Genomic DNA, 25116 nt, shown 5'->3' with positions numbered 1-25116 from the left:
GATGCGGGCTCAGGCGTTCATCTGCCCCTATGGGGCATAATCGGTCTGCTTTGCCTTGCGGGATTGATCACCATCAACGGCAGAGCAGCGAAACTCAAAGATTCGGGACTTTTGGGCGCAAATTAGCCCTGCCCGTCCAGATACAATAAAAGCAGTCCTGTGGAAAACACAATGGGCAAACTGCGAGAAGAACAATACAAAGCCCCGGGATCACTTCATCTGGCCAGAAATATCCCGGGGGTAATTTGAGCCACAGGCTCAAGAGGGGGCTGGCCCCCTCTCTTTCTCACAAATAGTCCGAGCGCTGCAGCCCGTATTTCGCCATTTTCTCGTTCAAGGTCCGGCGTGGTAGGCAAAGTTCGTCCATCACTGACGCAATCGACCCCTTGTGCCGCCGCATTGTATTGTCGATCAGCATCCGTTCAAACGCCTCAACATACTCCTTGAGCGGTTTGCCTTCGGTCGTCATGACCGGCTGCATTTCTTCGTGATCGGACATCAACAGCGACGCAATCGTCCCCGATCCACGTCGCGATTGCAGAACAGCCCGTTCCGCGATGTTGATCAACTGCCGCACATTTCCCGGCCAGGGTGCCTGCAACAGTTGCGCCGCTTCTTGGGCACTCACCTGCGGCGCTTCGCAGCCGTACTCTTCAGAAAACTGCTCGCTCAGTCGGGTGAACAGCGTCAGGATGTCCTCGCCACGCTGACGCAATGGCGGCATCGTGATCCGCAGCGCCGCCAGGCGATAGAACAGGTCCGGGCGCAGAACGTCTTCGCTGGTCTTTCCTGCTTCCTGAAGGTTGGAAATCGCTATGATCCGCGTTTCAGCCGGGGTGCCCTGATCATTCATCACGCTTAGTAACCGAGCCTGCAGCGTATCGCTCAGCGCCTCTACGTCTTCCAGCACAAGTGTACCGCCCCGCGCCTCTTCGATTGCGGGCAATTGCGCATCTTCAGGCATCATCGGGCCAAACAGGCGTTTCGACAGCGCCTCTTCCTCAAGCGCGGCACAGGACACCAGTACAAACTTCTTACCAGCACGGCTGCCGACCGCGTGCAGCGCATGGGCCACAAGTGTCTTACCGGTGCCGGTCTCACCATCGATCAGTACATGGCCATCGGCCTGACCCAGATCGAGGATATCTTCGCGCAGACGCTCCATGACCGGGCTGGCCCCGATCAGTTTGTTCATGATCTGGGTTCCACCTGACAGCTCGCGCCGCAGGGCACGATTATCCAAGGTCAGTCGGCGCGCGTTGCTGGCGCGTTTGGCCAATTCCGACATGCGATCAGGGTTAAAAGGCTTTTCTAGAAAATCGAACGCCCCGACGCGCATCGCCTCAACTGCCATCGGCACATCCCCGTGGCCGGTGATCATGATGACCGGCAGCGTACTGTCGGCGCCCATCAACTTTTTCAGAAGTTGGATGCCGTCCATGCCGGGCATTTTGATATCCGAGATCACGATACCCGGATATTCCGGTCCCAACACTTTCAGCGCGTCCTCTGCGCTGGCGAAGGTTTCCGTGTCATATCCCGACAGTGCCAGCCATTGGCTGATCGACTGGCGCATGTCCTGTTCGTCATCCACAATGGCGATCTTCATGGCCTGTGCCATAGTCATTCCTCGTTATTCCGCGGCCTCAAGGCCGTCGCTTCCCAGTATCGGCAACTGCATCTCGAACACGGCCCCGCCTTGCGGGCTGTTTCGTGCTGTCAGCCGTCCACCATGGTCGTTTACGATCCCGGATGAGATGGCAAGCCCCAGACCGACCCCGTCGCCGGGCTGTTTCGTAGTATAGAACGGTTCGAACAGATTTTCGATGTTCTCGATTCCATAGCCGTTATCGCGCACTGTCAGCACCGCCGTATCGCCCGCTGCCAGTATGATTTCGATATCCGGTTCGGATACTGATTTGGTGGCGTCCAGCGCATTACGCAAGAGGTTTACCATCACTTGCTCGATCCGCATCCGATCGCCCATAACTGACACGGGTTCGTCGGGCAATATCTGTGTGATCTTGACGTGACGCTGGCGCAGTTGCGGCTCCATCATGGACAGGGACGATGCCAGTGCTTCACTAAGGTTTACTGGGGAAAACGTATCCGCACCCTTCCGTGCATAGGATTTGAGCTGGCGGGTAATCGCTCCCATCCTTTCGATCAGACCATCGATCCGACCAAAGCTTGCCAGCGCCTCTTCCGGCCGGTTCCGTCGCAGCAAAAGACGTGCGCCAGCCAAGTAGGTCTTCATTGCAGCCAGAGGTTGATTTAGCTCATGACTCACGGCCGCCGACATCTCGCCCAAAGCGGCCAGTTTTGAGCTTTGCGCCAGCGTCTGTTCGGCAACTTCCAGTGTTTTTTCAACCCGTTCCCGCTCAGCAATTTCCCGCTTTAGCCTTGAGTTCAATGCGCGAAGCTCTGCCGACTCGCGCTGGAACAACGCCATGCGGAAGGTGGCACGACGGCTGAGCGCATAGAAGGCCAGTGCCAGAAGAATCGCAAAACCCATGATCTCGAGCGCGATAACGCTGTTCACCTTTTCCCGAATCGACTCGTAAGTGGTGAACGAGGTCATTTTCCATCCCCGGAACGGGATGCGCGTTTCCATCCGCATCACGGCCTCACCTTGCAGATAGGCGTCTGGCGGCAACGCGGTCCAGTCTGTCGTGGCACGAATTGCCCTCTGGATAGCACCTTGCGCAGGCTGGCGCAGCAACGCGGCGCTTTCCTCAAGCCCCCGCCATTGCGGTTCAGTCGACAGAATGATCGTTCCGGTACTGTCCGTCACCATCACAGCGTCGGAAATACCTGCCCAGGCGCGCTCGAATTTCTGCAGGTCGACCTCGACTACGATAACGCCCAGAACCTCGGCATTAGCTTCCATTCGTCTTGAATAGACAAAGCTGTAGCCGCCCGATTCCTTTTCAATAACCGTGAAGATCGTCGAATTCGCCCGCACCGCATCAATGAAATACGGCGAACTCCGGTGTGGTTCTCCCAAGCGGGCACGATCGGTGGCCGCAACAGTACGCCCATCACCGTCCAGCAACATCAGCGAGGCCGCGCCAATCTCTTCGACAAACGAGATCAAACGCTGGGTGGACAGAGAATAGTCACTGGACCGCAGCGCGGAAATCAACGTCGGGTCGCGCGCTAATAGCTGCGGAACAATTGCGTTTCGGCGCAGTTCGCTCAGCAAGTTGCCGGAATACAGCGCCAGCCGCACTTCGGCCCGGTTTCGTGTGGATTCGGTAAACCGGTCCGTCAGAAGACGGTTGGTTACATAAACCGTGGTAACCGTTGCGATCAAAAGAAAGATAACCGCCAAGCGCAGCCGCCAACCCAATGGCGCACCACGAAACGGTTTTGTCAGAAAGGACCAGCCAGAGCGAACTTCGGAACTCATCCCGGAAAGTTACGCGGGCTGGATCGTAAGCTCAAGTCACGCTGGGGCAAGAACGCCGGACAATGCGCGGAACAATGCCGTTCCGTCCGTTCCGCCATGGCCGTCATCCGCCGCACGTTCAGGGTGTGGCATCATTCCCAGCACCCGGCGGTTTTCAGACAGGATACCAGCAATATCCCCGACCGAGCCGTTCGGATTCTCGGTATAGGTGAACGCGACCCGATCCTGATCCTGCAGTTTGGCCAATGTGGCGTCATCCGCAAAATAGTTACCATCATGGTGCGCGATCGGAATACCGATCACATCGCCCGCATTGTAGCCTTCGGTGAACGCACTGTCGCTGGTTTCCACCTTCAGGCCGACCGTCCGGCAGATATATTTCAGACCGGCATTGCGCAGCAAAGCGCCTGGCAGGACGCCGGTTTCTGTCAGGATCTGGAACCCGTTGCAGACACCAACGGCATAACCACCGCGTTCGGTATGATTAACTACCGCCTTGCAGATCGGTGACTGCGCGGCGATAGCGCCACAGCGCAGGTAGTCGCCGTAGGAAAAGCCGCCCGGAACACCGACGATATCCACGCCTTCGGGCAGCGCGGCATCCTTGTGCCAGACCATATCGACCTCAAAACCTGCCTGTTCGAAAGCGACGGCGAGATCCCGGTCACAGTTGGACCCTGGGAATACGATGACAGCTGCGCGCATGGCGGGGCCTCCGGTGATAAGGTTCAGACCAGTTCGACTTCGTAGCGTTCGATGACCGTGTTGGCCAACAGCTTTTCGCACATCTCGGTGATGTCCGCCTCGGTCGCGCCTTCAGCCAGCTCAAGGTCGATCACCTTGCCCTGCCGTACGCCTTCGACCTGATCAAAGCCCATGGCACCCAATGCGTGACGCACCGCCTCACCCTGCGGGTCGAGGACCCCGTTCTTGAGCATCACATGCACACGTGCTTTCATTCTCGCAACTCCAGCTAAGGGCCGATGTTGTCGGCCCGTTCCGTTGCGCGGGGGATAACGTGCTGAAAGGCGTTCGACAACCCTTGTCAGCACGCAGTTTGACGCAGTTGGTTTTCTTCAGCTGCCGCCCGATAGCCCAGGGTAATGTTTGTCGATTGCGTCGAACGTACCGGTCAGAACCATCTCAACGGCGACAGCCACCAGAATGATTGCCATCACCCGCGTTATTACATTGATCATCGTGGGTCCAAAAAACCGCGAGATCGGATCGGCAAACAAAAGCCCCAGCCCAACGATGGCACAAGCGATCAGGACGGCTGACCCAAGCGTCACAATCTCGGCCCCGTCGGAAAGCGTATGGGCAAAGACAATCGTGGTTGCAATCGTACCCGGACCAATTGTTAACGGAATGGCCAGGGGCACCACGGCGATGTTGCTTTTCTTCTTGGCCCCTTCTTCCATCGCCTGCTGATCCCCTTGCGAGCGGTCGGACGCATTCAGCATCGACATGCCGACGCCCAGAATGATCAGGCCACCGGCGATCCGGAAGGACGCAATATCGATCCCAAAAACAGCCAGGATTTCTTCGCCGATCACGACGGAAATCAGGGCAACCACCACAACGGTGCCTGTCACCACTAAGGCCACGCGTTTGCGCTCGGCCGGGGAATACCCTTCGGTCATGCTCAGAAAGATCGGTATGCCGTATAGCGGATTAAATATCGCCAGCAGGGCCGCGAGAAATTTAAAAAAAACTGCCTGATCAAAGAGTTCGGCCATTGCTTGAGACACCGTAAAGTTATTTAGTTCGACAATGTGAGAAAATTGATCTGTCTGTCAATTTCACCGCGCAAAGAAAAAGCGCTGCGGATGTCCCGGCAGCGCTTTTGCAATATTACTGACCCGCAGGATGATCAGTTGATCAGCGTAGGCTTAGCGACGTTACTTTTCGGCAAAACGCCCAGCCGGCGTGCGACTTCGGAATAGGCGTCCGTCAAACTACCCAGATCGCGGCGGAATACGTCTTTGTCCAGTTTTTGACCGGTTTCGATATCCCACAGACGGCAACTGTCGGGGCTGATTTCATCGGCCACGATCAAACGCTGAAAATCCCCGTCGTAAACGCGACCGATCTCGATCTTGAAATCGACCAGACGAATGCCGACAGCCAGCATCATGCCGCTCATAAAGTCATTGACGCGCAGCGCGAGGCTCAGGATATCGTCCATGTCCTGTTGGCTGGCCCAGCCAAAGGCGGCGATGTGTTCCTCAGTAACCAGCGGATCACCCAACGCGTCGTCTTTATAGCAATATTCGACAATCGGGCGCGGCAGTTGCGTCCCTTCGGCAATGCCCAAACGTTTTGACATTGTTCCCGCGGCATAGTTGCGAACGATGATTTCAAGCGGAACAATCTCGCAATTGCGCACCAATTGCTCGCGCATGTTCAGGCGACGGATGAAATGGGTCGGAACACCAATCTGGTTGAGGCCGGTCATGAAGAACTCACTCAGACGGTTGTTCAGCACACCCTTACCGTCGATGACATCTTTCTTTTCCGCATTGAACGCGGTGGCATCATCCTTGAAATACTGCACAATGGTGCCGGGTTCCGGGCCTTCATACAGAATTTTGGCCTTACCTTCGTATATCTTTTTGCGACGCGCCATGAGCGACCTTTCCAGTCCGGGGCGAGGGAATGAGTCCCTTCGCGTTGGCGCCCTCATAGTCCAAGCCCCCCTTTCCCGCAAGTTCAGCGGACCGAGAGGCTTTGACGCAGCGCAATTCCCTTGCACAGGCGCTCAGCTATAGTCATATCATCAATTAAGAAGATGTAAGCTATGAGGTCCGCAACCAATGACCACTTTTGACGAACGCGAAAACGCTTTTGAAGCCAAATTCGCTCATGACGAAGAAATGCAGTTCAAAGCACAGGCGCGCTGCAACAGATTGCTGGGCCTCTGGGCCGCTGAAAAGATGGGCAAGTCCGGCGAGGACGCCGAAGCCTATGCCAAAACCGTAGTAATCGCCGATTTCGAAGAGGCCGGGCACGAAGATGTCGTGCGCAAGGTCGCCGGTGATTTGGGCTCGCTGTCGTCCGATGAGGAAATCCGCGCAAAAATGGCCGAGCTTTTGCCCCAAGCCAAAGCGCAGGTCCTGAGCGAAACCGAATAAAAAAACACTCGGCTCATGATCTTCATGAGTTTTATGAATTTGATTTGATGCCCCGGTCATGAGACACGGGGCGTCTCTATTTTTAACGGCCCTATTCGGCTATTTGGGAATACCCCCATGACAAATGCGCTCAATAAACTTCTGGAAACAAATGATGCTTTGCTGGCCGATGGTGCCACGGGCACGAACTTGTTCAATATGGGCCTGCAATCAGGTGACGCGCCCGAGCTGTGGAATGTCGAAGCACCGGATAAAATCCGCGCTTTGTACCAAGGTTCGGTTGACGCCGGCAGCGACTTGTTTCTGACCAACACCTTCGGCGGCACATCCGCGCGCCTGAAACTGCACGACGCCCAGAACCGTGTTGGTGAGTTGAACCGGATCGGTGCCGAACTGGGCCGTGAAGTGGCGGACAAATCCGGGCGCACCGTTGTTGTCGCAGGCTCTGTTGGTCCGACCGGTGAGATCATGGAACCTATTGGCAGCCTGTCACATTCCGGCGCAGTTGAGATGTTTCACGAGCAAGCCGAAGCACTCAAAGCTGGCGGCGCAGACGTTCTATGGGTCGAAACCATCAGCGCACCCGAAGAATTCAGAGCGGCGGCAGAAGCATTTGCGCTGGCCAACATGCCCTGGTGTGGCACCATGAGCTTTGACACTGCCGGACGTACCATGATGGGTGTGACCTCTGCTGATCTGGCCCAACTGGTCGAGACCCTGCCCAATCCGCCGATCGCATTTGGGGCCAACTGCGGCACCGGTGCCTCAGACATCCTGCGTACGGTGCTTGGATTTGCGGCGCAGGGAACAGAACGTCCGGTGATTTCCAAAGGCAACGCTGGCATTCCAAAATATGTCGATGGCCACATCCACTATGACGGCACACCTGAATTGATGGGGCAGTACGCCGCGATGGCACGGGATGCGGGTGCTACGATCATCGGCGGGTGCTGTGGCACCATGCCAGATCACCTGCGCAAAATGCGCGAGGCACTGGATACAACCAGTCGCGGCACGCGCCCGACACTGGATCAGATCACGGATGCTTTGGGCCCGTTCTCATCAGCCTCGGACGGTACGGGAGACGATGCGGCAGTGCCCGAACGGCGCAATCGCCGTCGGCGTCGCGCTTAAATCCTTCAGCGCCCCTCGAATTTCGGGGGGCGTTTTTCCATGAAGGCCACGACCCCTTCGGCAAAGTCGCGCGAACGGCCGCAATCACCCTGCAAATGCGCCTCCATCTCCAGTTGCTGCGGCAGAGTGTTGTCGTAAGTTCCGCGGATCGCCTTTTTGATCGCGCCAAACGCGGTGGTCGGACCGTTGGCCAGATAAGCGGCCCTCTTGCGCCAATGCGCGTCGAAATCGTCGTCAGCTACCGCTTCCCAGATCATGCCCCACTCGTCCGCCTGTCTGGCACTGACCTTGTCGGCAAACAGCGCCGCCCCCATAGCTTTGGCGAACCCCATCTGGCGTGGCAGGAACCATGTGCCGCCCGCATCCGGCATCAAGCCGATACGGGAAAACGCCTGCAGGAAATACGCGCTTTCAGTCGCAATCACCACATCGGCGCTGAGCGCAATGTTCGCCCCGGCCCCGGCTGCTGGTCCGTTGACGGCTGCGATGGTTGGGACCGGACAGTTGTAGATGGATTCCAGCATGGGATCGTATTCGTCGCGCAGTGTGCGTTCCAGATCAATCCGGCCAGTGCTGGAAGAATCGCCCAGGTCCTGACCCGAGCAGAAGGCGCGCCCAGCCCCTGTCAGCACGATTGCCCGCGCATGCCGGGCCGCATGTGTCATCGCATGGGTGACCTCGGCCCGCATCTGTGCGGTCAGCGCGTTCATCTTGTCGGGCCGGTTCAGGGTTACCACTGCCAGATTGTCAGTGATTTCCAGCAGTATAGCCTCATAATCCATGTAGTCCTCTCCCCATGCTCACGGCATTAGGGAACCCTGACTCAATTCAAGACGAAGGGAAAGAAATACGGTGGGTCAGTCGTCAAGAATCTGACGCAGGCGTTCTTTCTCAGCTTCGCTGAGGCTGTCCTTGATTTCCGTGCCCACCGCCTGAGACCGGTTGCGCAGAAAGCTCCAGCCTATCACGGCGGCGATCAACAGCATGATGGGACCGGCCAGCCATAGCATCACGTTCGCCCCCGTAACCGTCGGCTTCAACAGAACGTATTCACCGTAACGATCCACAATAAAATCGACCGCTTCTTCATCTGTATCGCCCGCGACCAGCCGTTCGCGCAGCAACAAACGCAGATCGCGGGCAAGTTCGGCATTGCTTTCGTCGATGCTTTCGTTGCGGCAAACGAGACAGCGCAGACCGGTACTCAGGTCACGCGCTCGTTGCTCCAGGACCGGGTCTTCCAGTACCTCGTCTGGCTGCACCGCAAACAAGGGCGACGCGATCAGGGCGAAAATCAGGATCAGACGCTTCATTCCGCCGGCACTCCACCCGAGGGTGCTTTGCGCGCACCCGCTGCCACCCGGAACCTGCGGTCCGTCAGGCTAAGAAGCCCGCCCAGTGCCATCAGGATACATCCGCCCCAGATCCAGTTGGCCAGAGGTTTGATGTAAGTCCGCATGACCCAACCACCATCGGCCTGCTGGTCCCCTATCACGACATAGAGGTCGCCCCAAAAGCGATAGTCGATCGCCGCCTCGGTGGTAGGCATCCGGGCAACGGGGTAATTGCGTTTCTCGGGATGCAGCGTGCCCATAGACTGCCCGTTCTTTTCAACCTGAACATCCGCAGTGGTTGAGAAATAGTTCGGTCCCTTAACTTCGCGGACGTTTCCAAGCGTCAGTGTGAACTGCCCTACTTCAAACGGCTGACCGGGCTGCGCAACGCGGATATCTTCAACTTCCCACGCGGTCAGACCGGCAATGGCAAAGATGGTCACGCCAAGTCCGGTATGAGCCACCGCTTTACCCCAGTCCGCGCCCGGCAAGCGGAACAGACGTTGGATGCTGCCTTTGCGACCGGTACGGCTCCACAAGTCAACGGCCGCACCTAAGGTGATCCAGGCCCCCAGAAACAGTCCGATTGGCCCAAGGGCGCTGCGTCCGGTCTGCATAACCCAGACCAACAGGGCCAATGCGACCGACAAGATGAACACATAGCGCAGGGAATAGGCCGTCTTGCCCAATTTGCCCCGCTTCCATGGCAACATGGACCCTATTGGCAATGCTATACCTAAGGCGACCATAAAGGGCGTGAAGGCCGCATTGAAGAATGGCGCGCCGACCGACAGCTTACGGTCAAACGCCATCTCGGCCACCATCGGCCACATCGTTCCGAAGAATACCACGAAACAGCTGACTGCCAGCAGGATGTTATTTAGAATCAACGCGCTTTCGCGGCCGACCACGCTGAACACACCCTTTGCCTCCATCGCTTGTGCGCGGGCCGCGAACAGGGTCAGTGCGCCACCGATGAAGAGCACCAGAATGATCAGGATAAAGACGCCGCGTTCCGGGTCATTTGCAAAGGCATGCACAGAAGTCAGCAAGCCCGACCGCACGATAAATGTCCCGATCAGCGAAAAGCCAAATGCGATGATGGCCAGCAGGATGGTCCAGCTTTTCAACGCTTCGCGTTTTTCAACCACGATGGCGGAATGCAACAGGGCAGCGGCCAAAAGCCAGGGCATGAACGAGGCGTTTTCCACCGGGTCCCAGAACCAGAAACCGCCCCAGCCAAGCTCGTAATAGGCCCACCATGATCCCAGAGCGATGCCAATGGTCAGGAATATCCACGCGGCCAGGGTCCACGGACGCACCCAGCGGCCCCATGCGGCATCAACGCGCCCTTCGATAAGGGCCGCCACAGCAAAACTGAATGCCATGCTAAGCCCCACATAACCCAGATACAGGAACGGCGGATGGAAGGCCAAGCCGGGATCCTGCAACAACGGGTTCAGATCGCGACCATCAAACGGGGCAACGATCAGCCGATCAAAAGGGTTCGAGGTGAACAGGATGAACGCAAAAAACGCCACCGCAATCATCGATTGAACCGACAGAACCCGCGCTTTCAATGTCGGTGGCAAGCCACCCCCAAAAAAAGCAGCCATTGCTCCGAACAATGACACGATAAGAACCCACAACAGCATCGAGCCCTCGTGGTTTCCCCATGTCCCGCTGATCTTGTACAGCATCGGCTTGGCCGAATGGCTGTTCTCGACGACCACACGCAGGGAAAAGTCCGAAGTCACGAACGCCCAGACCAAGGCTCCGAACGAGAAAGAAACCAGCAAGAACTGGACGATTGCGGCGGGTTCCGCGACCCCCATCCAGCCGACCCAGCGTTTGGCTGCGCCGATCAAGGGAACGATCGACTGCACGATTGCGACGAGGAAAGCGAGGATCAGGGCGAAATGGCCAAGTTCTGTAATCATGCCCCGGATATAATCCTGTTGCGTGACAAGCACCAATCACTTTCGCCCCCTTGCCGCGAACATAGTGTCGCGGGTCAGCCGGTCCTTTTACGCCGCCATGTCTCTAACGCTGGGTTTTCGTCGGGTTCTATTATGTCTGCTGTCAGTGCCGCGTCTGATCCGGGCTTGGCCACACCCACGCCGTCGCTACGCATCGCCGCCAGCGCCTTTAGGTTCTCAAGCACCTGCGGAGTGCGCATCATTGTGGCCGAAATTTCGCGTTGCAATCCTTGCACTTTAGCCTGATGGCGCGCGCCAAAATAGAAGGATACGATCACCCCCAGCAACCACCACAACGGCTCGGGTACCAAGGCGATCCCCTGCATACGCGCCGAAAACCAGATCGGATCGACCATGGCTGCCACGAAAAGACCAAGCGTTCCCAGTGCCATCGCGGGCCTGGGCAGGCGGTTAAGGCCGTCGATAAACCGATCAAACGGAGCTTTTCCAGCGCCATGGAATTCTGCCGCGAACTGACTGACGGCCTGTTGTCGGACCTGCAAACCCCTCGCGGCGCCGCTTTCGGCATTTTCCCGAAAGACTTCGACAGTTTCGCGTATGATGTTGCGCTCGTTTCCAAACAGAAAACCCAAAATGCTCGAGATCAATCCCATCGTGAAACCCTCTTTTGAAACTCTGCATCCGTTAGGTGGTAGGGCGGCGAAACAAACTCTTCCGCTCGCCGGATCCAGCCCCCTTTACCGCCCGCCCTGCTACGCGCGTATTTACGGGACGCGGGCCTTCGATCCGCGAGACGGAAGTAATAGTTGCGGCGCGCGACCCCATAGGCATCTGCGAACGTAACCGGGTCAGACTTGGCGGCACTTCGGCATGCCCGAGCTGTCTGTGGCCCGACAACACCGTCAACGACTATGTCGAATCCCATTTCGCACAACAATCGCTGCAGAATGCGGACTGCCTGCGCACCAGCATTTACATACATGTCGAACACCGAGGGTTGGACCATCTTGGGCAACAGCCTCAGGCGCGGAAGCTCAAAATAATGCCGGACGAAAATGTCGATGGCCTGTGCTTTGCTGAGCCTTCGCACATCCGCTTGGTCCACCACCCCATCACTAGACAAATCCAGACCCAGACGCCGCATGGTATGAACGGTCACACCATAGTTCGTTGCGCCGCCCGTATCATCCGGGTCATCTACGAACCCGCCCTCTCGCCCCACGATCTCAGTCGCAATTTGCCGAACCGTCTGCATCGCTCCCTCCGCCTGTGATTGCGCAAAGGCTCGGGCAAATTCGTTAACACGTGGCAATTAAACAGGGCGCTGAGTGTCATGTGCACGCAACGCCCTTGTTTTCAAATTTGAATTTGGTCCTGGATCAGCCTCCGTCGACCTCCTTATAGACACCCTGTTCCTTCAAGGCATCTACGACCTCTTTCGGCATGTAGGTTTCATCGTGTTTGGCAAGAATTTCAGTGGCTTCGAAAACGCCGTTTACGTAAGATCCGGTGCCGATCATTCCCTGATTTTCTGTGAACAGGTCCGGCAGAACGCCGGTAAAGGCTACGGGAACACTATCGCCACCATCGGTCACGACGAAGCGTACCGTCTTGCCCTGCCCCCGCACGATCGAGCCTTCTTCGACCAGCCCGCCAATCCGAAATACTTCGGTCGGTTTAGGGGGCTCGGCGATCACCTGGCTGGGTGAACGGAAGAAATTGATGCCGTCCCGCATGGCATACCCAATCAACGCCGTCGACAGCGCCAAAGTGACAGCTGCCAGCACAATAACCTGAATTCGACGACGTTTCTTGAGCGTTTTCATACCGTCCTCATGGGAACAAAGGGGCCATCATCAGGCCCCGGGTTTCATCCTCACCTAACATCAGGTTAGCGTTCTGCAAGGCTTGCCCACTGCTACCTTTTGTCAGGTTATCTAACGCGCCAATCACAATGGCCCGGCGTTCGATCCGATCTGCCACCACACCGATATGGCAGAAGTTCGATCCCCGCACATGGTGGGTCGAGGGTGCCTCGCCAAAGGGCAGCATCTGGATAAAGGGTTCGTCTACGTAAGCCTTTGCCAGCGCCTCATATACGCTGCTCGGATCACCCTTGACATAAGTCGTTGCCAGAATACCCCGGTTGGCCGGGATCAGGTGTGGTGTGAATTGCACATGAACGGTCCGCCCGGCCAGAGCCGAGAATTCCTGATCAAACTCACCCAGATGTCGATGCGTGCCGCCAACCGCATAGGCGTTATAACCTTCGCTAAGCTCTGCATGCAGCAGGTTTTCCTTCAGCGACCGCCCTGCCCCGGACACAGCGCATTTCAGATCCAACACAATATCGTCCAGATCAATGACGCCGGCCGAAATCAGCGGGCGCAGCACATACTGACCAGTCGCCGCATTGCAGCCGGTTCCGGCCACAAGGCGCGCATTGCGGATCTCATCCCTATAGAACTCGGTCAGGCCATAGACAGCCTCTTCCTGCTGCTCCATTGCCACATGCGGGTTTCCGTACCACTTCTCGTACTCTTCGGGGTCGCGCAGCCTGAAATCCGCAGACAGATCGACGATCTTCAGGGTCTTGGGCAAGTCCCGAATGACCTCTTGGCTGGTTTTATGCGGCAGCGCGCAAAAACACAGGTCGACTTGCGAAAAGTCGATCTCGAAGATTTTGCAGAGATCCGGCAAGTCCATGTGCCGCAGATGCGGAAAGACCTGCGCCATCGACTGACCAGCCTTACGCTCGGCTGCCAGCGCGACGATGTCCATATTCGGGTGCTCAGCGATCAGCCGCACCAGTTCAGCGCCGGTATAACCAGATGCGCCCAAAATTGCGATTCTATGGGTCATGTGAGACCTCTTGTTTCAGTGTGTCACAGGATACGATCGCCGGTGTGACGGTCGTTGAACTACGGGATCAAACAGGCTGCGTCCTTGACCTAAGTCAGGCGGCCTCGAAGGTGATTTGTCGTCGGAGGAATTGCGTCGCCCTGTCACTGACAAACGCGGGCTTGCCGGTGGTCAGAAAGCCACCCTCGCCGTTTCCTTGCATTTTCGGATGCCGTTGCAAGTAATCCGCAAGGCTTTCGGCGACCAAATCACCCTGACTGTACACCTGAACATCCGGCCCAAGGGCTCGTTGGAAAGTTTCGGCCATCAGCGGGTAGTGGGTGCAACCCAGAATCGCCGCCTGCGGTTCCGGCATCTTGCGCCTTAGCGCGTCCACATGGGACCGAACCAGCGCTTCCGCCAGGATCATGTCACCGTCTTCGATGGCGTCTACGACGCCTCCACAGGCCTGCGCCTCGACATCTACGCCGATGGCTCGAAACGCCAGTTCCCGCTGAAAGGCCCGACTGGACACTGTGGCAGGCGTTGCGAACAGGGCCACGTGTTTGACGGCGACTTCCCGCGGCGGGCTGTTATCGCCCCATTGACGTTCCGTCAGCGCCTCGATCAGCGGCACAAACACACCAAGCACGCGCTTGCCCTCGGGCACACCTTCTTCCTGCAACCGGCGCAATGCAGCCGCACTGGCAGTATTACAGGCCAGAATCACCAGATCACAGCCCCGGTTCCACAGATCGTTTACAGCCTTGCGTGTCAGGCCATAGATGTTTTCGGCGTCCCGCACCCCATAGGGCGCGTGTGCGCTGTCCGCGAAATACAGAAAATCCACGTCCGGCAGACGTTTCTGCGCGGCGTTCAAGACGGTCAGACCGCCCAACCCGGAATCAAAGATGCCTACTGCCATTTGCCCCTTTAGGCGCGATGCCGTTCCTCAAATTCATAGCCGTAGTCATAGGACTTCAGCGGCTTTGGGGACAGCTCATACGTGGCTTTGCGCAAGAAATCCATCATCTTGCGTTTGTCGGTGGCTAACGGGTCCAAAACGTCGCGGGAAATCGGCTCTCCGATGACCACTTTAACCGGTGTATCGACGCGTTTCTTGAACTCTTTGATCAGCAATCCCATGCGCAAAGTGTTGTGCAGATGGCTGGCAACCTGGAACAGGCGCGAGGTGTGACCGTCAAAGAAAACTGGCACGACAGTCGCGTTAGATTTGGCCACCATTCTCGCGGTAAACCCGCGCCAGCCCGGATCCATCGGATGAGAGAACGGTTTTAGGCCAGTGCTGACCGTGCCACCCGGAAAAATCCCTATGGCACCGCCATCACCGAGGTAGTCCAGCGCGGTTTTGCGCGTTTCAATATTCTGCTTCATCGCCTCTTTCGTTTCTTCAAACGATATCGGCAAGACAATGTTGTCCAAGTCTTCAGCCTTGCGAAACACATGGTTTGCCAGAATGCGAAAATCGCCGCGCGTTTCGGACAAAATGTGACCCATCATCATTCCGTCCAAAATGCCATAGGGATGATTGGCAATCAGGATTAGCGGCCCGGTTCGGGGGATGTTCGACAACGATCCGCCAACCACATCCAGCGTAAGCCCGTACCTCTCAACCATGACCGACCAGAAATCGCGCCCCTCGGCCACCTCCTTTTCATAGCCATCGGCACGCTTGATAAGGCGCATACGACCAGTTGTGTTCTCCATCAACTTGATGACCATACGTCCGCTTTTAGTTTCAGCGGAATAGGCATAAGAGATGTCACGAGCAACATGGCGGCGCGAGGGCATTTCAGACTCCGGTACTTGGCATCCGCTAGATAATGGCAAGTAACAATTTTGCCTAGCTATCGTGACAGGCTTGTGACGGATTATTCGGCCGCCGCTTGCATTTCTGGACCGCCATTTCGAATGGCCGCCAACAGTTCTTCGCGCCTTTTTGCGGCCTTAGCCTCATTTTCAAGTAGAACCGGGCCAAAACCCTTTATCTCTAGTGGCAACTTGGCCAAAGCAACAACCGCATCGTGAGTTTCTGGTGTAACCAAGGGCGTTATCTCTTTGAGATCGTGTTCATATTGCCGGATCAAGGCGCGCTCCATCCGTCGCTCGGTGCTGTAGCCGAAGATGTCCAGAGGAGTACCACGCAGGCTTTTCAGTTTGGTCAAGAGCTTTAGCGGACCCAACATCCATTCACCGAAGGCGCGTTTGCGCGGCCTGCCATCGGCGTCGGTTCCGCCCAGAATTGGTGGCGCAAGGTGCAGGGTCATCTTGAAGTCGCCGTCAAACTCGGCCGCAGCCTGTTCCCGACTGCGCAGCAACAGACGCGCAACTTCGTATTCGTCCTTGTAGGACAATAGCTTATGATACCCTTTTGCGACGGCCTCTTTGATGGATTCATCCTCGAAGCTATCGACAAACTTACGATAACGTTTTGCCAGACGGGCGCCTTGGTAGTCGGTCAGGTGCTGCGCACGGAAATCAATCAGCTGTTCCAAAGTTTTTGGCAGCTCGGTCACTTGATGGCTCAAAATCGCGGTGACGTCCTGCGGATGCAGAACGGCCCAACGGCCGATATCAAAGGCGCGCTTGTTGCGCTCAACCGCGGTCCCGTTCAACTCGATCGCCTGTAACATCGCTTCATGGCTGATCGGTAGCAGACCACGTTGCCAGGCCGCTCCCAAGACCATCATGTTCGAATAGATCGAGTCGCCCATAACCGCGCGCGCCAGATCAGTGGCGTCAAATAACGACAGGCCCTCTTTCAACCGTGCCTGCAGCGCAAGTTCTAGTCGATCGCCGGGGATCTGAAAGTTTGTGTCGCGGGTAAAGTCGCCCGTCACGGTTTCATGGCTGTTAACCACGGCACCGGTTTGACCCGTGCGGGTCAGACCCAGGGTTTTGGCCCCAGCGGACACAACAAGGTCGCCCCCGATCAGCGCATGCGCCTCGCCGGTAGCCACACGAATGGCGCTGATATCTTCGGGTCGGTTGGCCAGACGGCAGTGGATGTGCACCGCGCCACCCTTTTGGGCCAGACCCGCCATCTCCATCATACCGGCGCCCTTGCCGTCGATCTGAGCCGCTTGCGCCATCACAGCGCCCAGAGTGACCACTCCGGTCCCGCCAATACCGGTAATGACCACGTTATGTGTACCGCTGATCGTCGGCAGAACGGGCATCGGCAAGTCCGGCAAATCGATCTCGGTCGTGGCCTCCTTCCGGATCTTGGCCCCCTCCAACGTCACGAAAGACGGGCAAAACCCTTTCAGGCAAGAGAAATCCTTGTTGCAGCTGGACTGGTCGATAGCGCGCTTGCGCCCCAATTCGGTCTCTTTCGGAACAATCGAGACACAGTTCGACTGAACACCGCAATCACCGCATCCTTCGCAGATGTCCGAGTTGATGAACACGCGCTTGTCCGGGTCTGGGAAAGTGCCCCGTTTGCGACGACGACGCTTTTCTGCCGCACAGGTCTGAACATAGACGATGACCGATACACCTTCGATCTCGCGGAATTTCTTCTGCACGTTCATCAGTTCGGCGCGTTCAAAGGTTTCCACGCCAGACGGCATCGCCTTGAAGTTCACATCTTCTTTTTCGTCGTAGACCACCGCCACGTGCTGAACGCCCATGGCCTTGACCTCGGCCACGATCCGCTCTGCGCTCAGATCGCCTTCGTTGTCCTGCCCGCCCGTCATGGCGACGGCATCATTGAACAGGATTTTGAAGGTGATGTTGGTGCCTGCCGACAGCGCCGCCCGGATCGATTGAACGCCCGAGTGGTTGTATGTCCCGTCGCCCAGGTTCTGAAACACGTGATCGGTCGTCGAGAACGGCGCTTCGCCGATCCAGTTCGCACCCTCTCCGCCCATCTGGGTGAACCCGGTGGTTTCCCGATCCATCCACTGCACCATGTAGTGACAGCCGATCCCGGCATAGGCCCGGCTGCCCTCGGGCAGTTTGGTCGAACTGTTATGCGGGCAGCCTGAACAGAAATACGGTAAACGCGTTGCAATCTCTTCTGCATTATCCGCCCGGCGCGCCTCGGATAGCTTAGCCATCCCGGCGCGCACCCCGTCTGTATCGCGCCCTTCCTCGATCAGAATATCGCCCAGCTTTTCGGCGATCATGATTGGGTCCAGTGCGCCGCGTGTCGGGAACAGTTCTTCACGATGCAAGGTCCCGGCCCCGCCCTTGTACCAGCCGTAGACGCGACGTCCGCGGCGGTCGTCAAAGATGGCCTCTTTGACCTGAACTTCGATCAGCTTTCGTTTTTCTTCAACGATTACAATCAGGTCCAAACCTTCGGCCCAGTCGTGGAAACCCGCCATATCCAGCGGGAATGTCTGACCAATCTTGTAAGTCGTAATGCCCAGGCGCTCGGCCTCGGCCTCATCGATATTCAGCAGTGACATGGCGTGCGTCAGGTCCAGCCAGTTCTTGCCGGCCGCTACAAACCCGATTTTCGCAGCCGGCTTGCCCCATACGCGCTTGTCCATCTTGTTGGCACGCGAGAACGTCTCGGCCGCGAACCGCTTATAGTCGATGACCCGTGCTTCCTGCAGGTGCGGTGTATCACCCAACCGAATGCTCAAACCGCCTTCAGGCATGTCGAATTCGGGAACCACCACATTCATGCGATCCGGGCTGCCATCCACGACCGAAGTAACCTCGATCGTGTCTTTCATCGTCTTCAGGCCGACCCAGACACCCGCAAACCGGCTGAGTGCGAACCCGTAGATGCCATAGTCCAAGATTTCCTGCACACCAGCGGGGCTGACCACGGGCATATACATGTCGACCAAAGACCATTCAGATTGATGCAAAACGGTCGAGCTTTCGCCGGTATGGTCATCGCCCATTGCCATCAGAACGCCGCCATGTTTGGCGGTCCCAGCCATGTTCGCGTGGCGCATCACGTCGCCGGAACGGTCCACGCCCGGCCCCTTGCCGTACCAAAGTCCAAAGACTCCGTCGAACTTGCCGTCGCCGCGCAGGCCGGCCTGCTGACTGCCCCACAATGCCGTGGCCGCCAGATCTTCGTTCAGCCCGAACTGAAAGGTCACATCGCTTTCAGCCAGATGTTTCTGGGCTCGCATCATCTGTTGATCTACAGCCCCAAGGGGCGAGCCGCGGTATCCGGTCACAAGACCCGCAGTATTCAGGCCCGCCTCATTGTCCCGTGCCTTCTGCATTAGCATAAGACGCACCAGCGCCTGTGTGCCGTTCAAAAGAACAGGGTTTTTCTCAAGATCGAACCGGTCGTTTAGCGATATTTGTGGCTGACTCATCGGACGCCTCCCCTCGTCAGATCAGTGTGCTTCATTCATACGCATTTTAGGTCAAAAAAGCTGACCTGTATAGGACCTACCAGTCTGTTATTGTAACGTTTCAACAGTTTGAATGTAGAACTTGTTACCTATTTCATATAGGGCTTCGGAAGGATAACGAAAGTTGCGGCGATGGATTGGGACAAGTTAAGGATATTTCACGCGGTTGCGGATGCGGGCAGCCTGACTCATGCGGGGGACAAGCTGAATCTGTCCCAATCCGCGGTCAGCCGGCAGATCCGCGCGCTTGAAGAGTCGCTTGATTCGACACTTTTTCACCGTCACGCCCGCGGCCTGATTCTCACTGAACAGGGTGAGTTGTTGTTCGACGCAACTTCGGCCATGTCAAAACGTCTGGATGCCGCCGCTGCCCGCATTCGCGACAGCGAAGAAGAAGTGTTCGGAGTTCTGCGCGTCACAACCACGTTTGGCTTCGGTACACTGTGGCTGGCGCCACGCCTCCCAAAACTATACGAGCAATACCCCGATCTGAACATCGACCTGATGCTGGAGGAGCGTGTTCTCGACCTGCCGATGCGCGAGGCCGATGTAGCCATCCGCATGAAGGAGCCCAGCCAGGCCGATCTGGTTCGAAAACGCCTGATGACCGTGCAGATGCAGCTTTATGCTACGCCGGAATACCTGGAAGAACGCGGCAGCCCGGAAAGTCCCGAAGACATCTCGAAACACAGGTTGATCTGCCAGACACCCTCGGCCCCGCAGGTCGGCGCAAGCGCGATGATGGTCCGACACCTGATGACCTACAATCCGACCTCGCTGTTGACGGTGAACAACTATTTTGGCGTTTTACAGGGTGTTTTGCACAACCTCGGCATCGGTGTGTTGCCGGATTACGTGACCCATGACTTTCCGCATCTGCAATCGATCCTGTCAGATATCGAAACCGCCGATGTCCCGGTTTATCTCGCCTACCCCGAGGAACTGCGCCACTCCAAGCGCGTTGCGGCGTTCCGCGACTTTGTTCAGGATGAGATCATTGCGCAGCGCAAACAGTTGAAGCAGATGGGAAAACTGTAGCTATGCACCAGTAGCATAGCGGCAATGATCTGCGATCAGTCTATAAAACCTTGATAGTACACAAACCGCCCCCTAAATGAGCAATCGAAGGCGGTGATGCTGTAACGCTCATCATCTTCACCTCCCTGTTGGACTACGGCCGAGCTTAGTGCTCGGCCTTTTTTTTGCCTGCAACACTAATTTCATATCTGAATGGGTGAAACATCTGGGAAAATCCTGCACTTAAGCCTATGATCACGAAAAAATCATCAAGACTTATGGTCGAGGACAGATTCGATGTTTCACCTCACTCGCCTGTTAATGGCGTTCTTCTCCATTGCGCTATTATCTGGGCCAGCACTTGCCCAGGTCACTAGTACCCCTAGTGCACCGACTACCGTCACAATTCCCGAGGATCTGACGCCCGAACAAGTCGATGACATGGTCGCACGTATGTCCGACGACCAGGTCCGCGCGATCTTGTTGGAGCGTCTGGACACGGTCGCGGAAAAAAACGCCGCCGAAGCGGAAGAACGCGAAGACCCAATCACGGAAATCAATGAGATCTGGGCCGAAATGGTGGCGTCGTGGACTCAGGTTATCGTCACGGTCCCGAACATCTTCAGTGCGCAAGCCGACGCTTTCAAAAACTTTTCGGCAACCTTTGGTACAACCGGCGCGTTTACCCTGCTGGGCCTGATCCTCAGTGTACTTGTCGTCGGCTTCCTCGCGGAAAAGCTGTTCGAATTCTTTACTCGGCGGTGGCACGAACATGCTGAAGTTGGGGATGAAAATGACCTTTGGGGCGCCGTCAGGTACCTGTTTCGCCGTTTTTGCCGCGAGATCGCAGGATTGGTCGTGTTCTATGTCGTAATCCGCGCGGTCGGGCGTGGGCTTCTGACTCCGGAACAAATCACCTACGCGGCACCCTTCGTTTTCTACCTGATTTGGATTCCACGTTTGGGCGCAGCGGCCTCGCGGTTCGTACTTGCACCAAGCAAACCACACTACCGGCTGGTGAACATCGATGATCACTGGGCGAAATACCTGCACCGCAACCTGATCGGTCTGCTTATTTTGGTCGGTTTCACGCTGTTCCTGCTTCATTTCAACAGGCTGAACGGCATTACCGGCGGCGAAACACGCATTGGTTTCTGGCTGAACGCAGCGATCCATATCTATATCGGCGTCATCGCCTGGACCGCGCGCGAAGGTCTGTCTCAGATGATGTTGGGTACCGACCCTGATCACTCCAAATTTGATGAGGAAGTCGCCCACTACTACCCCTACTTCGCAATCGGCGTGTCGGCGGTAATCTGGCTGCTTGTCGAGTTTATCGTAGCGCAACGCAATCCTTCGTCCTTGGCGCTGCTGGTCAAGGGGGCGCATTTCACCACCATGGCTTGGCTGCTGATCGCACCTGCCTTGGATACGCTGATACGTGGGCTAGTTCGCCATCTGCAACCACCGATGCTGGGCGGAGGGCCGGTGGCCGAGCGCGCATACAAGTCTACCAAACGCAGCTATATTCGCATCGGTAGGGTATTGGCTGGTATTCTTGTCATCCTGATGATCGCCCGGGCTTGGGATCTCGACCTCAGTGAAATCGCGGGCGGCGGAGATGAGTCTGGCAGCAAGCTAATACAGTTCTTCATCATCATTGCTGTTGGCTACATCCTGAACGAAGTCGTTTCGCTGTGGATCAACCGGCGGCTGGCCAAGGAACAAACTGCGGCTGAAGAAAGCCCCGATCAGGAAGCAGGCGAAGGCGGCGGTTCTGGCGGATCACGTCTGGCGACGGTTCTGCCCCTGCTGCGCGTGACCGCTCAGGTCGCGATTGCGGTTATCTTTGTCCTGCTCGCGCTTGGCGCGCTGGGTCTGGATATCACGCCGCTTCTGGCTGGTGCCGGTATTCTTGGCCTGGCCATCGGCTTTGGTGCGCAAAAGCTGGTTTCGGACATTGTCGGCGGGATCTTCTTCCTAATCGACGATGCGTTCCGGGTTGGTGAATATGTCGATATCGGCGGCACCATGGGAACGGTAGAAAAGATCTCGATCCGCTCCATGCAACTGCGCCACCACCGCGGCCTGGTTCATACCATCCCATATGGTGAGATTCAGAAGATCACCAACTTCAGCCGCGACTGGGTCATCATGAAGCTGAAATTCACCGTTCCCTTCGATACAGACCCGAACAAGGTGAAGAAAATCTTCAAGAAGATCGGTGCCGAGATGATGGAGGACGAAGTTCACAAGGACGGCTTCTTGCAGCCCTTCAAATCTCAGGGCGTGTTCGACTTTGACGATGTCGGCATGATCATCCGCGGCAAGTTCATGGCCAAACCGGGCAAGCAGTTCACCCTGCGCAAAGAGATCTTCAACCGGGTTAAGGCTGCCTTTAAGGAAAACGGCATCGACTTTGCCCGTCGCGAAGTTCGCGTCGCTATCCCGGGACTGGACGAAGCTGAAAACCTGACCGAAGAACAAAAAGCAGCAGTTGGCGCTGCGGCTGCGGATGCGTCCAGAAAGGCGCAGAACCCAGCTTAACGACATCGGATCATCCGCTGATGACATCCGCAAGGTCCAAACAACAGACGGAACCGGCCCAATCGCCGGTTCCGTTTTTTACTTTCACAATTGGCCTGCGCTGACTTGACCCTTTCCACAAGCGGCACCTTGCCCTAAAAGGCCCGCAATCCCGGCCAACTTGGACAAGGACACACGATGCAAGAGCCCGCCATCACCCCGGATCTGATTGCCGCACACGGGCTGAAACCCGACGAATACGATATGATCCTCGGGATCATCGGGCGCGAGCCGACTTTTACCGAACTCGGCATCTTTTCGGCCATGTGGAACGAACACTGTTCCTACAAATCGTCCAAGAAATGGCTGCGCACCCTGCCCACCTCTGGGCCTCAGGTGATCTGCGGGCCAGGTGAAAACGCCGGCGTTGTGGATATCGGCGACGGTCAGGCGGTGGTATTCAAGATGGAAAGCCACAACCATCCCTCTTATATCGAACCCTATCAAGGTGCGGCCACAGGTGTTGGCGGCATTCTACGCGACGTCTTCACCATGGGTGCGCGCCCGATCGCATCGATGAACGCGCTGTCATTTGGCGAGCCCGGCCACCACAAGACCCGCCAGCTGGTCAACGGTGTGGTCGAAGGCATCGGTGGCTACGGTAACTGTTTCGGAGTTCCATGCGTTGGCGGTGAAGTCCGTTTCCACCCAGCGTATAACGGCAACTGCCTTGTGAACGCCTTTGCCGCCGGTCTGGCCGACAGCGACAAGATTTTCTATTCGGCGGCCTCTGGCGTCGGTATGCCCGTTGTGTATCTGGGTGCAAAAACCGGACGTGACGGCGTTGGCGGCGCCACCATGGCCTCGGCCGAGTTCGACGACACAATCGAAGAAAAGCGCCCCACTGTTCAGGTCGGCGATCCGTTCACCGAGAAGCGCCTGATGGAGGCGACGCTGGAGCTGATGCAGACCGGTGCCGTGATTTCGATCCAGGATATGGGTGCAGCGGGGCTGACTTGTTCTGCCGTTGAAATGGGCGACAAGGGCGGTCTGGGTGTGCGTCTGGATCTGGAGAACGTTCCCCAGCGCGAAGAAGATATGACAGCCTATGAGATGATGCTGTCTGAATCGCAAGAACGCATGCTGATGGTATTGAAGCCCGAGCTTGAAGCCGAAGCCCGCGCCGTGTTCGAAAAATGGGACCTGGATTTCGCAATCGTCGGCGAAACCATTGCCGAAGACCGCTTCCTGATTCTCCACAACGGCGAGGTCAAAGCTGATCTGGTCCTGTCCAAGCTGTCCTCGACGGCGCCTGAATACGACCGCCCGTGGGAGCCGACGCCGGAAGCCGAAGAGCTGGCCGAAGTCCCGCAAATTGACCCGATCGACGGTCTGCGCGCCCTGCTCGCTTCGCCGAACTATGCAGGCAAACAGTGGGTTTATGAGCAGTACGACACCATGGTCATGGCCGACACCGCTCGCACGCCGGGTCTGGGCGCAGGCATGGTCCGCGTGCACGGCACTGACAAGGCGCTTGCCTTCACCAGCGACGTAACCCCGCGCTATGTCCGCGCCAACCCAGTTGAGGGCGGCAAGCAGGCTGTGGCCGAGGCCTACCGCAACCTGACCGCTGTTGGGGCCAACCCATTGGCGACCACCGATAACCTGAACTTCGGCAACCCGGAAAAGCCCGAGATCATGGGCCAGTTCGTCGGCGCGATCCAAGGCATCGGCGAAGCCGTAGCCGCGCTGGATATGCCGATCGTTTCGGGCAACGTCTCGTTGTATAACGAAACCGATGGTCAGGCGATCTTGCCGACCCCGACCATTGGCGCAGTAGGCTTGCTGAACCACACAGACGAGATCATCGGCAATGAGGTTCGAGAGGGCCATGTTGCGCTGGTGATCGGCGAAACCTATGGCCACCTTGGCCAATCCGCCCTGCTGGCCGAAGTGTTCAACCGCGAAGACGGCGACGCGCCGCATGTCGATCTGGATGCTGAAAAGCGTAACGGCGAATTTATCCGCGCCAACCGTGAGATGATCAAGGCCTGCACCGATCTGGGTGACGGTGGTCTGGCGCTGGCAGCCTTTGAGCTGGCGGAATCCGCAGGCGTCGGCGTTCACCTCGATGAAGCCTCGACCGAGTTCCTGTTCGGCGAAGATCAGGCCCGTTATCTGGTTGCGTGCAACTTTGATCAGGCCGAGGCGCTGATGATCGCTGCTGGTCAGGCAGGCGTCCCTCTAGTGTCCGTAGGTCGGTTCACTGGCGACAGCATTCGGGTTGGCAGCTCTGAGGCCGCGTTAGAGGATTTGGCCACCACGTTCCGCACCAGCTTTGCTGAGGCCGTCGCCTAATACCTAAGCAATCTTTGCAACATGAAACCTGCGCCTGTCCCGGCGCAGGTTTTGTTGTTTCAGGGCCTC

21 protein-coding genes are annotated in these 25116 nt (G+C 57.1%); 5 read left to right on the top strand and 16 right to left on the bottom strand.

The features are described from left to right. Nucleotides 1–286: 286 nt before the first annotated feature. From AC2FLA_RS02880 to purC, 6 genes are all read right to left on the bottom strand, one after another. Nucleotides 287–1621: a sigma-54-dependent transcriptional regulator gene (locus AC2FLA_RS02880; RefSeq protein WP_108858689.1), complete on the bottom strand. Its 1335-nt coding sequence runs from the start codon at nt 1619–1621 to the stop codon at nt 287–289. 12 nt (nt 1622–1633) lie between these two features. Continuing rightward, nucleotides 1634–3412 carry a sensor histidine kinase gene (locus AC2FLA_RS02875; RefSeq protein ID WP_496720329.1) on the bottom strand — a complete coding sequence of 593 codons (1779 nt, stop codon included), beginning with the start codon at nt 3410–3412 and terminating at the stop codon, nt 1634–1636. A 36-nt stretch (nt 3413–3448) separates the two neighbouring features. Next, on the bottom strand, nt 3449–4117 hold the full coding sequence (gene purQ, locus AC2FLA_RS02870; RefSeq protein WP_496720328.1) for a phosphoribosylformylglycinamidine synthase subunit PurQ: 669 nt from the start codon (nt 4115–4117) through the stop codon (nt 3449–3451). A gap of 23 nt (nt 4118–4140) precedes the next feature. Next, nucleotides 4141–4371: a phosphoribosylformylglycinamidine synthase subunit PurS gene (gene purS / locus AC2FLA_RS02865; RefSeq protein WP_058271544.1), complete on the bottom strand. Its 231-nt coding sequence runs from the start codon at nt 4369–4371 to the stop codon at nt 4141–4143. 117 nt (nt 4372–4488) lie between these two features. Next, nucleotides 4489–5151, bottom strand: coding sequence for a MarC family protein (locus AC2FLA_RS02860; protein ID WP_496720326.1), 663 nt, complete (start codon nt 5149–5151; stop codon nt 4489–4491). 134 nt (nt 5152–5285) lie between these two features. Further along, nucleotides 5286–6041: a phosphoribosylaminoimidazolesuccinocarboxamide synthase gene (gene purC / locus AC2FLA_RS02855; RefSeq protein WP_058271542.1), complete on the bottom strand. Its 756-nt coding sequence runs from the start codon at nt 6039–6041 to the stop codon at nt 5286–5288. Between the two features lie 187 nt (nt 6042–6228). On the opposite strand from purC, the gene AC2FLA_RS02850 reads away from it, so the two are divergent. Continuing rightward, nucleotides 6229–6546, top strand: coding sequence for a DUF1476 domain-containing protein (locus tag AC2FLA_RS02850; protein ID WP_496720324.1), 318 nt, complete (start codon nt 6229–6231; stop codon nt 6544–6546). A gap of 117 nt (nt 6547–6663) precedes the next feature. Beyond that, nucleotides 6664–7680 (top strand): betaine--homocysteine S-methyltransferase, encoded by a 1017-nt coding sequence (gene bmt / locus AC2FLA_RS02845; RefSeq protein WP_496720323.1) that lies wholly within the window; start codon nt 6664–6666, stop codon nt 7678–7680. A 5-nt stretch (nt 7681–7685) separates the two neighbouring features. Here the strand turns inward: bmt and AC2FLA_RS02840 are convergent, their stop codons facing one another. The 10 genes from AC2FLA_RS02840 to AC2FLA_RS02795 all read right to left on the bottom strand — a co-directional run bounded on the left by AC2FLA_RS02840 (nt 7686) and on the right by AC2FLA_RS02795 (nt 19107). Next, nucleotides 7686–8462 (bottom strand): enoyl-CoA hydratase-related protein, encoded by a 777-nt coding sequence (locus tag AC2FLA_RS02840; RefSeq protein ID WP_496720321.1) that lies wholly within the window; start codon nt 8460–8462, stop codon nt 7686–7688. A 75-nt stretch (nt 8463–8537) separates the two neighbouring features. Beyond that, nucleotides 8538–8993: a cytochrome c-type biogenesis protein gene (locus tag AC2FLA_RS02835; RefSeq protein WP_496720319.1), complete on the bottom strand. Its 456-nt coding sequence runs from the start codon at nt 8991–8993 to the stop codon at nt 8538–8540. Next, complete coding sequence (locus tag AC2FLA_RS02830; protein ID WP_496720317.1) at nt 8990–10954, bottom strand: heme lyase CcmF/NrfE family subunit; 1965 nt, start codon at nt 10952–10954, stop codon at nt 8990–8992. The genes AC2FLA_RS02835 and AC2FLA_RS02830 overlap by 4 nt, the downstream gene beginning before the upstream one ends. Before the next feature lie 74 nt (nt 10955–11028). Then, on the bottom strand, nt 11029–11607 hold the full coding sequence (locus AC2FLA_RS02825; RefSeq protein ID WP_496720316.1) for a holin family protein: 579 nt from the start codon (nt 11605–11607) through the stop codon (nt 11029–11031). Next, nucleotides 11598–12209, bottom strand: a complete 612-nt coding sequence (locus tag AC2FLA_RS02820) for a holin-associated N-acetylmuramidase (RefSeq protein WP_496720314.1) — start codon at nt 12207–12209, stop codon at nt 11598–11600. The genes AC2FLA_RS02825 and AC2FLA_RS02820 overlap by 10 nt, the downstream gene beginning before the upstream one ends. Before the next feature lie 124 nt (nt 12210–12333). Continuing rightward, complete coding sequence (gene ccmE, locus AC2FLA_RS02815) at nt 12334–12780, bottom strand: cytochrome c maturation protein CcmE (protein ID WP_496720312.1); 447 nt, start codon at nt 12778–12780, stop codon at nt 12334–12336. Between the two features lie 7 nt (nt 12781–12787). Beyond that, nucleotides 12788–13816: an N-acetyl-gamma-glutamyl-phosphate reductase gene (argC, locus tag AC2FLA_RS02810; RefSeq protein ID WP_496720310.1), complete on the bottom strand. Its 1029-nt coding sequence runs from the start codon at nt 13814–13816 to the stop codon at nt 12788–12790. Between the two features lie 94 nt (nt 13817–13910). Further along, nucleotides 13911–14720: a glutamate racemase gene (locus tag AC2FLA_RS02805; RefSeq protein ID WP_496720308.1), complete on the bottom strand. Its 810-nt coding sequence runs from the start codon at nt 14718–14720 to the stop codon at nt 13911–13913. Between the two features lie 8 nt (nt 14721–14728). Beyond that, nucleotides 14729–15607: a lysophospholipid acyltransferase family protein gene (locus tag AC2FLA_RS02800; RefSeq protein WP_496720306.1), complete on the bottom strand. Its 879-nt coding sequence runs from the start codon at nt 15605–15607 to the stop codon at nt 14729–14731. A gap of 80 nt (nt 15608–15687) precedes the next feature. After that, nucleotides 15688–19107: an indolepyruvate ferredoxin oxidoreductase family protein gene (locus AC2FLA_RS02795; protein WP_496720304.1), complete on the bottom strand. Its 3420-nt coding sequence runs from the start codon at nt 19105–19107 to the stop codon at nt 15688–15690. Between the two features lie 171 nt (nt 19108–19278). Between AC2FLA_RS02795 and AC2FLA_RS02790 the strand changes: the two genes are divergently transcribed. The 3 genes from AC2FLA_RS02790 to purL all read left to right on the top strand — a co-directional run bounded on the left by AC2FLA_RS02790 (nt 19279) and on the right by purL (nt 25047). After that, the gene (locus AC2FLA_RS02790; protein WP_058271530.1) at nt 19279–20184 is read left to right on the top strand and encodes a LysR family transcriptional regulator; all 906 of its coding nucleotides are present in this window, start codon (nt 19279–19281) and stop codon (nt 20182–20184) included. 276 nt (nt 20185–20460) lie between these two features. Beyond that, nucleotides 20461–22710 carry a mechanosensitive ion channel family protein gene (locus AC2FLA_RS02785; protein WP_496720302.1) on the top strand — a complete coding sequence of 750 codons (2250 nt, stop codon included), beginning with the start codon at nt 20461–20463 and terminating at the stop codon, nt 22708–22710. A 177-nt stretch (nt 22711–22887) separates the two neighbouring features. Then, nucleotides 22888–25047, top strand: a complete 2160-nt coding sequence (gene purL / locus AC2FLA_RS02780; protein WP_496720300.1) for a phosphoribosylformylglycinamidine synthase subunit PurL — start codon at nt 22888–22890, stop codon at nt 25045–25047. Nucleotides 25048–25116 lie beyond the last annotated feature (69 nt).

This window comes from Ruegeria sp. CDSA033, from assembly GCF_059612305.1.
This window is presented reverse-complemented; position numbering and strand designations above follow the sequence as displayed.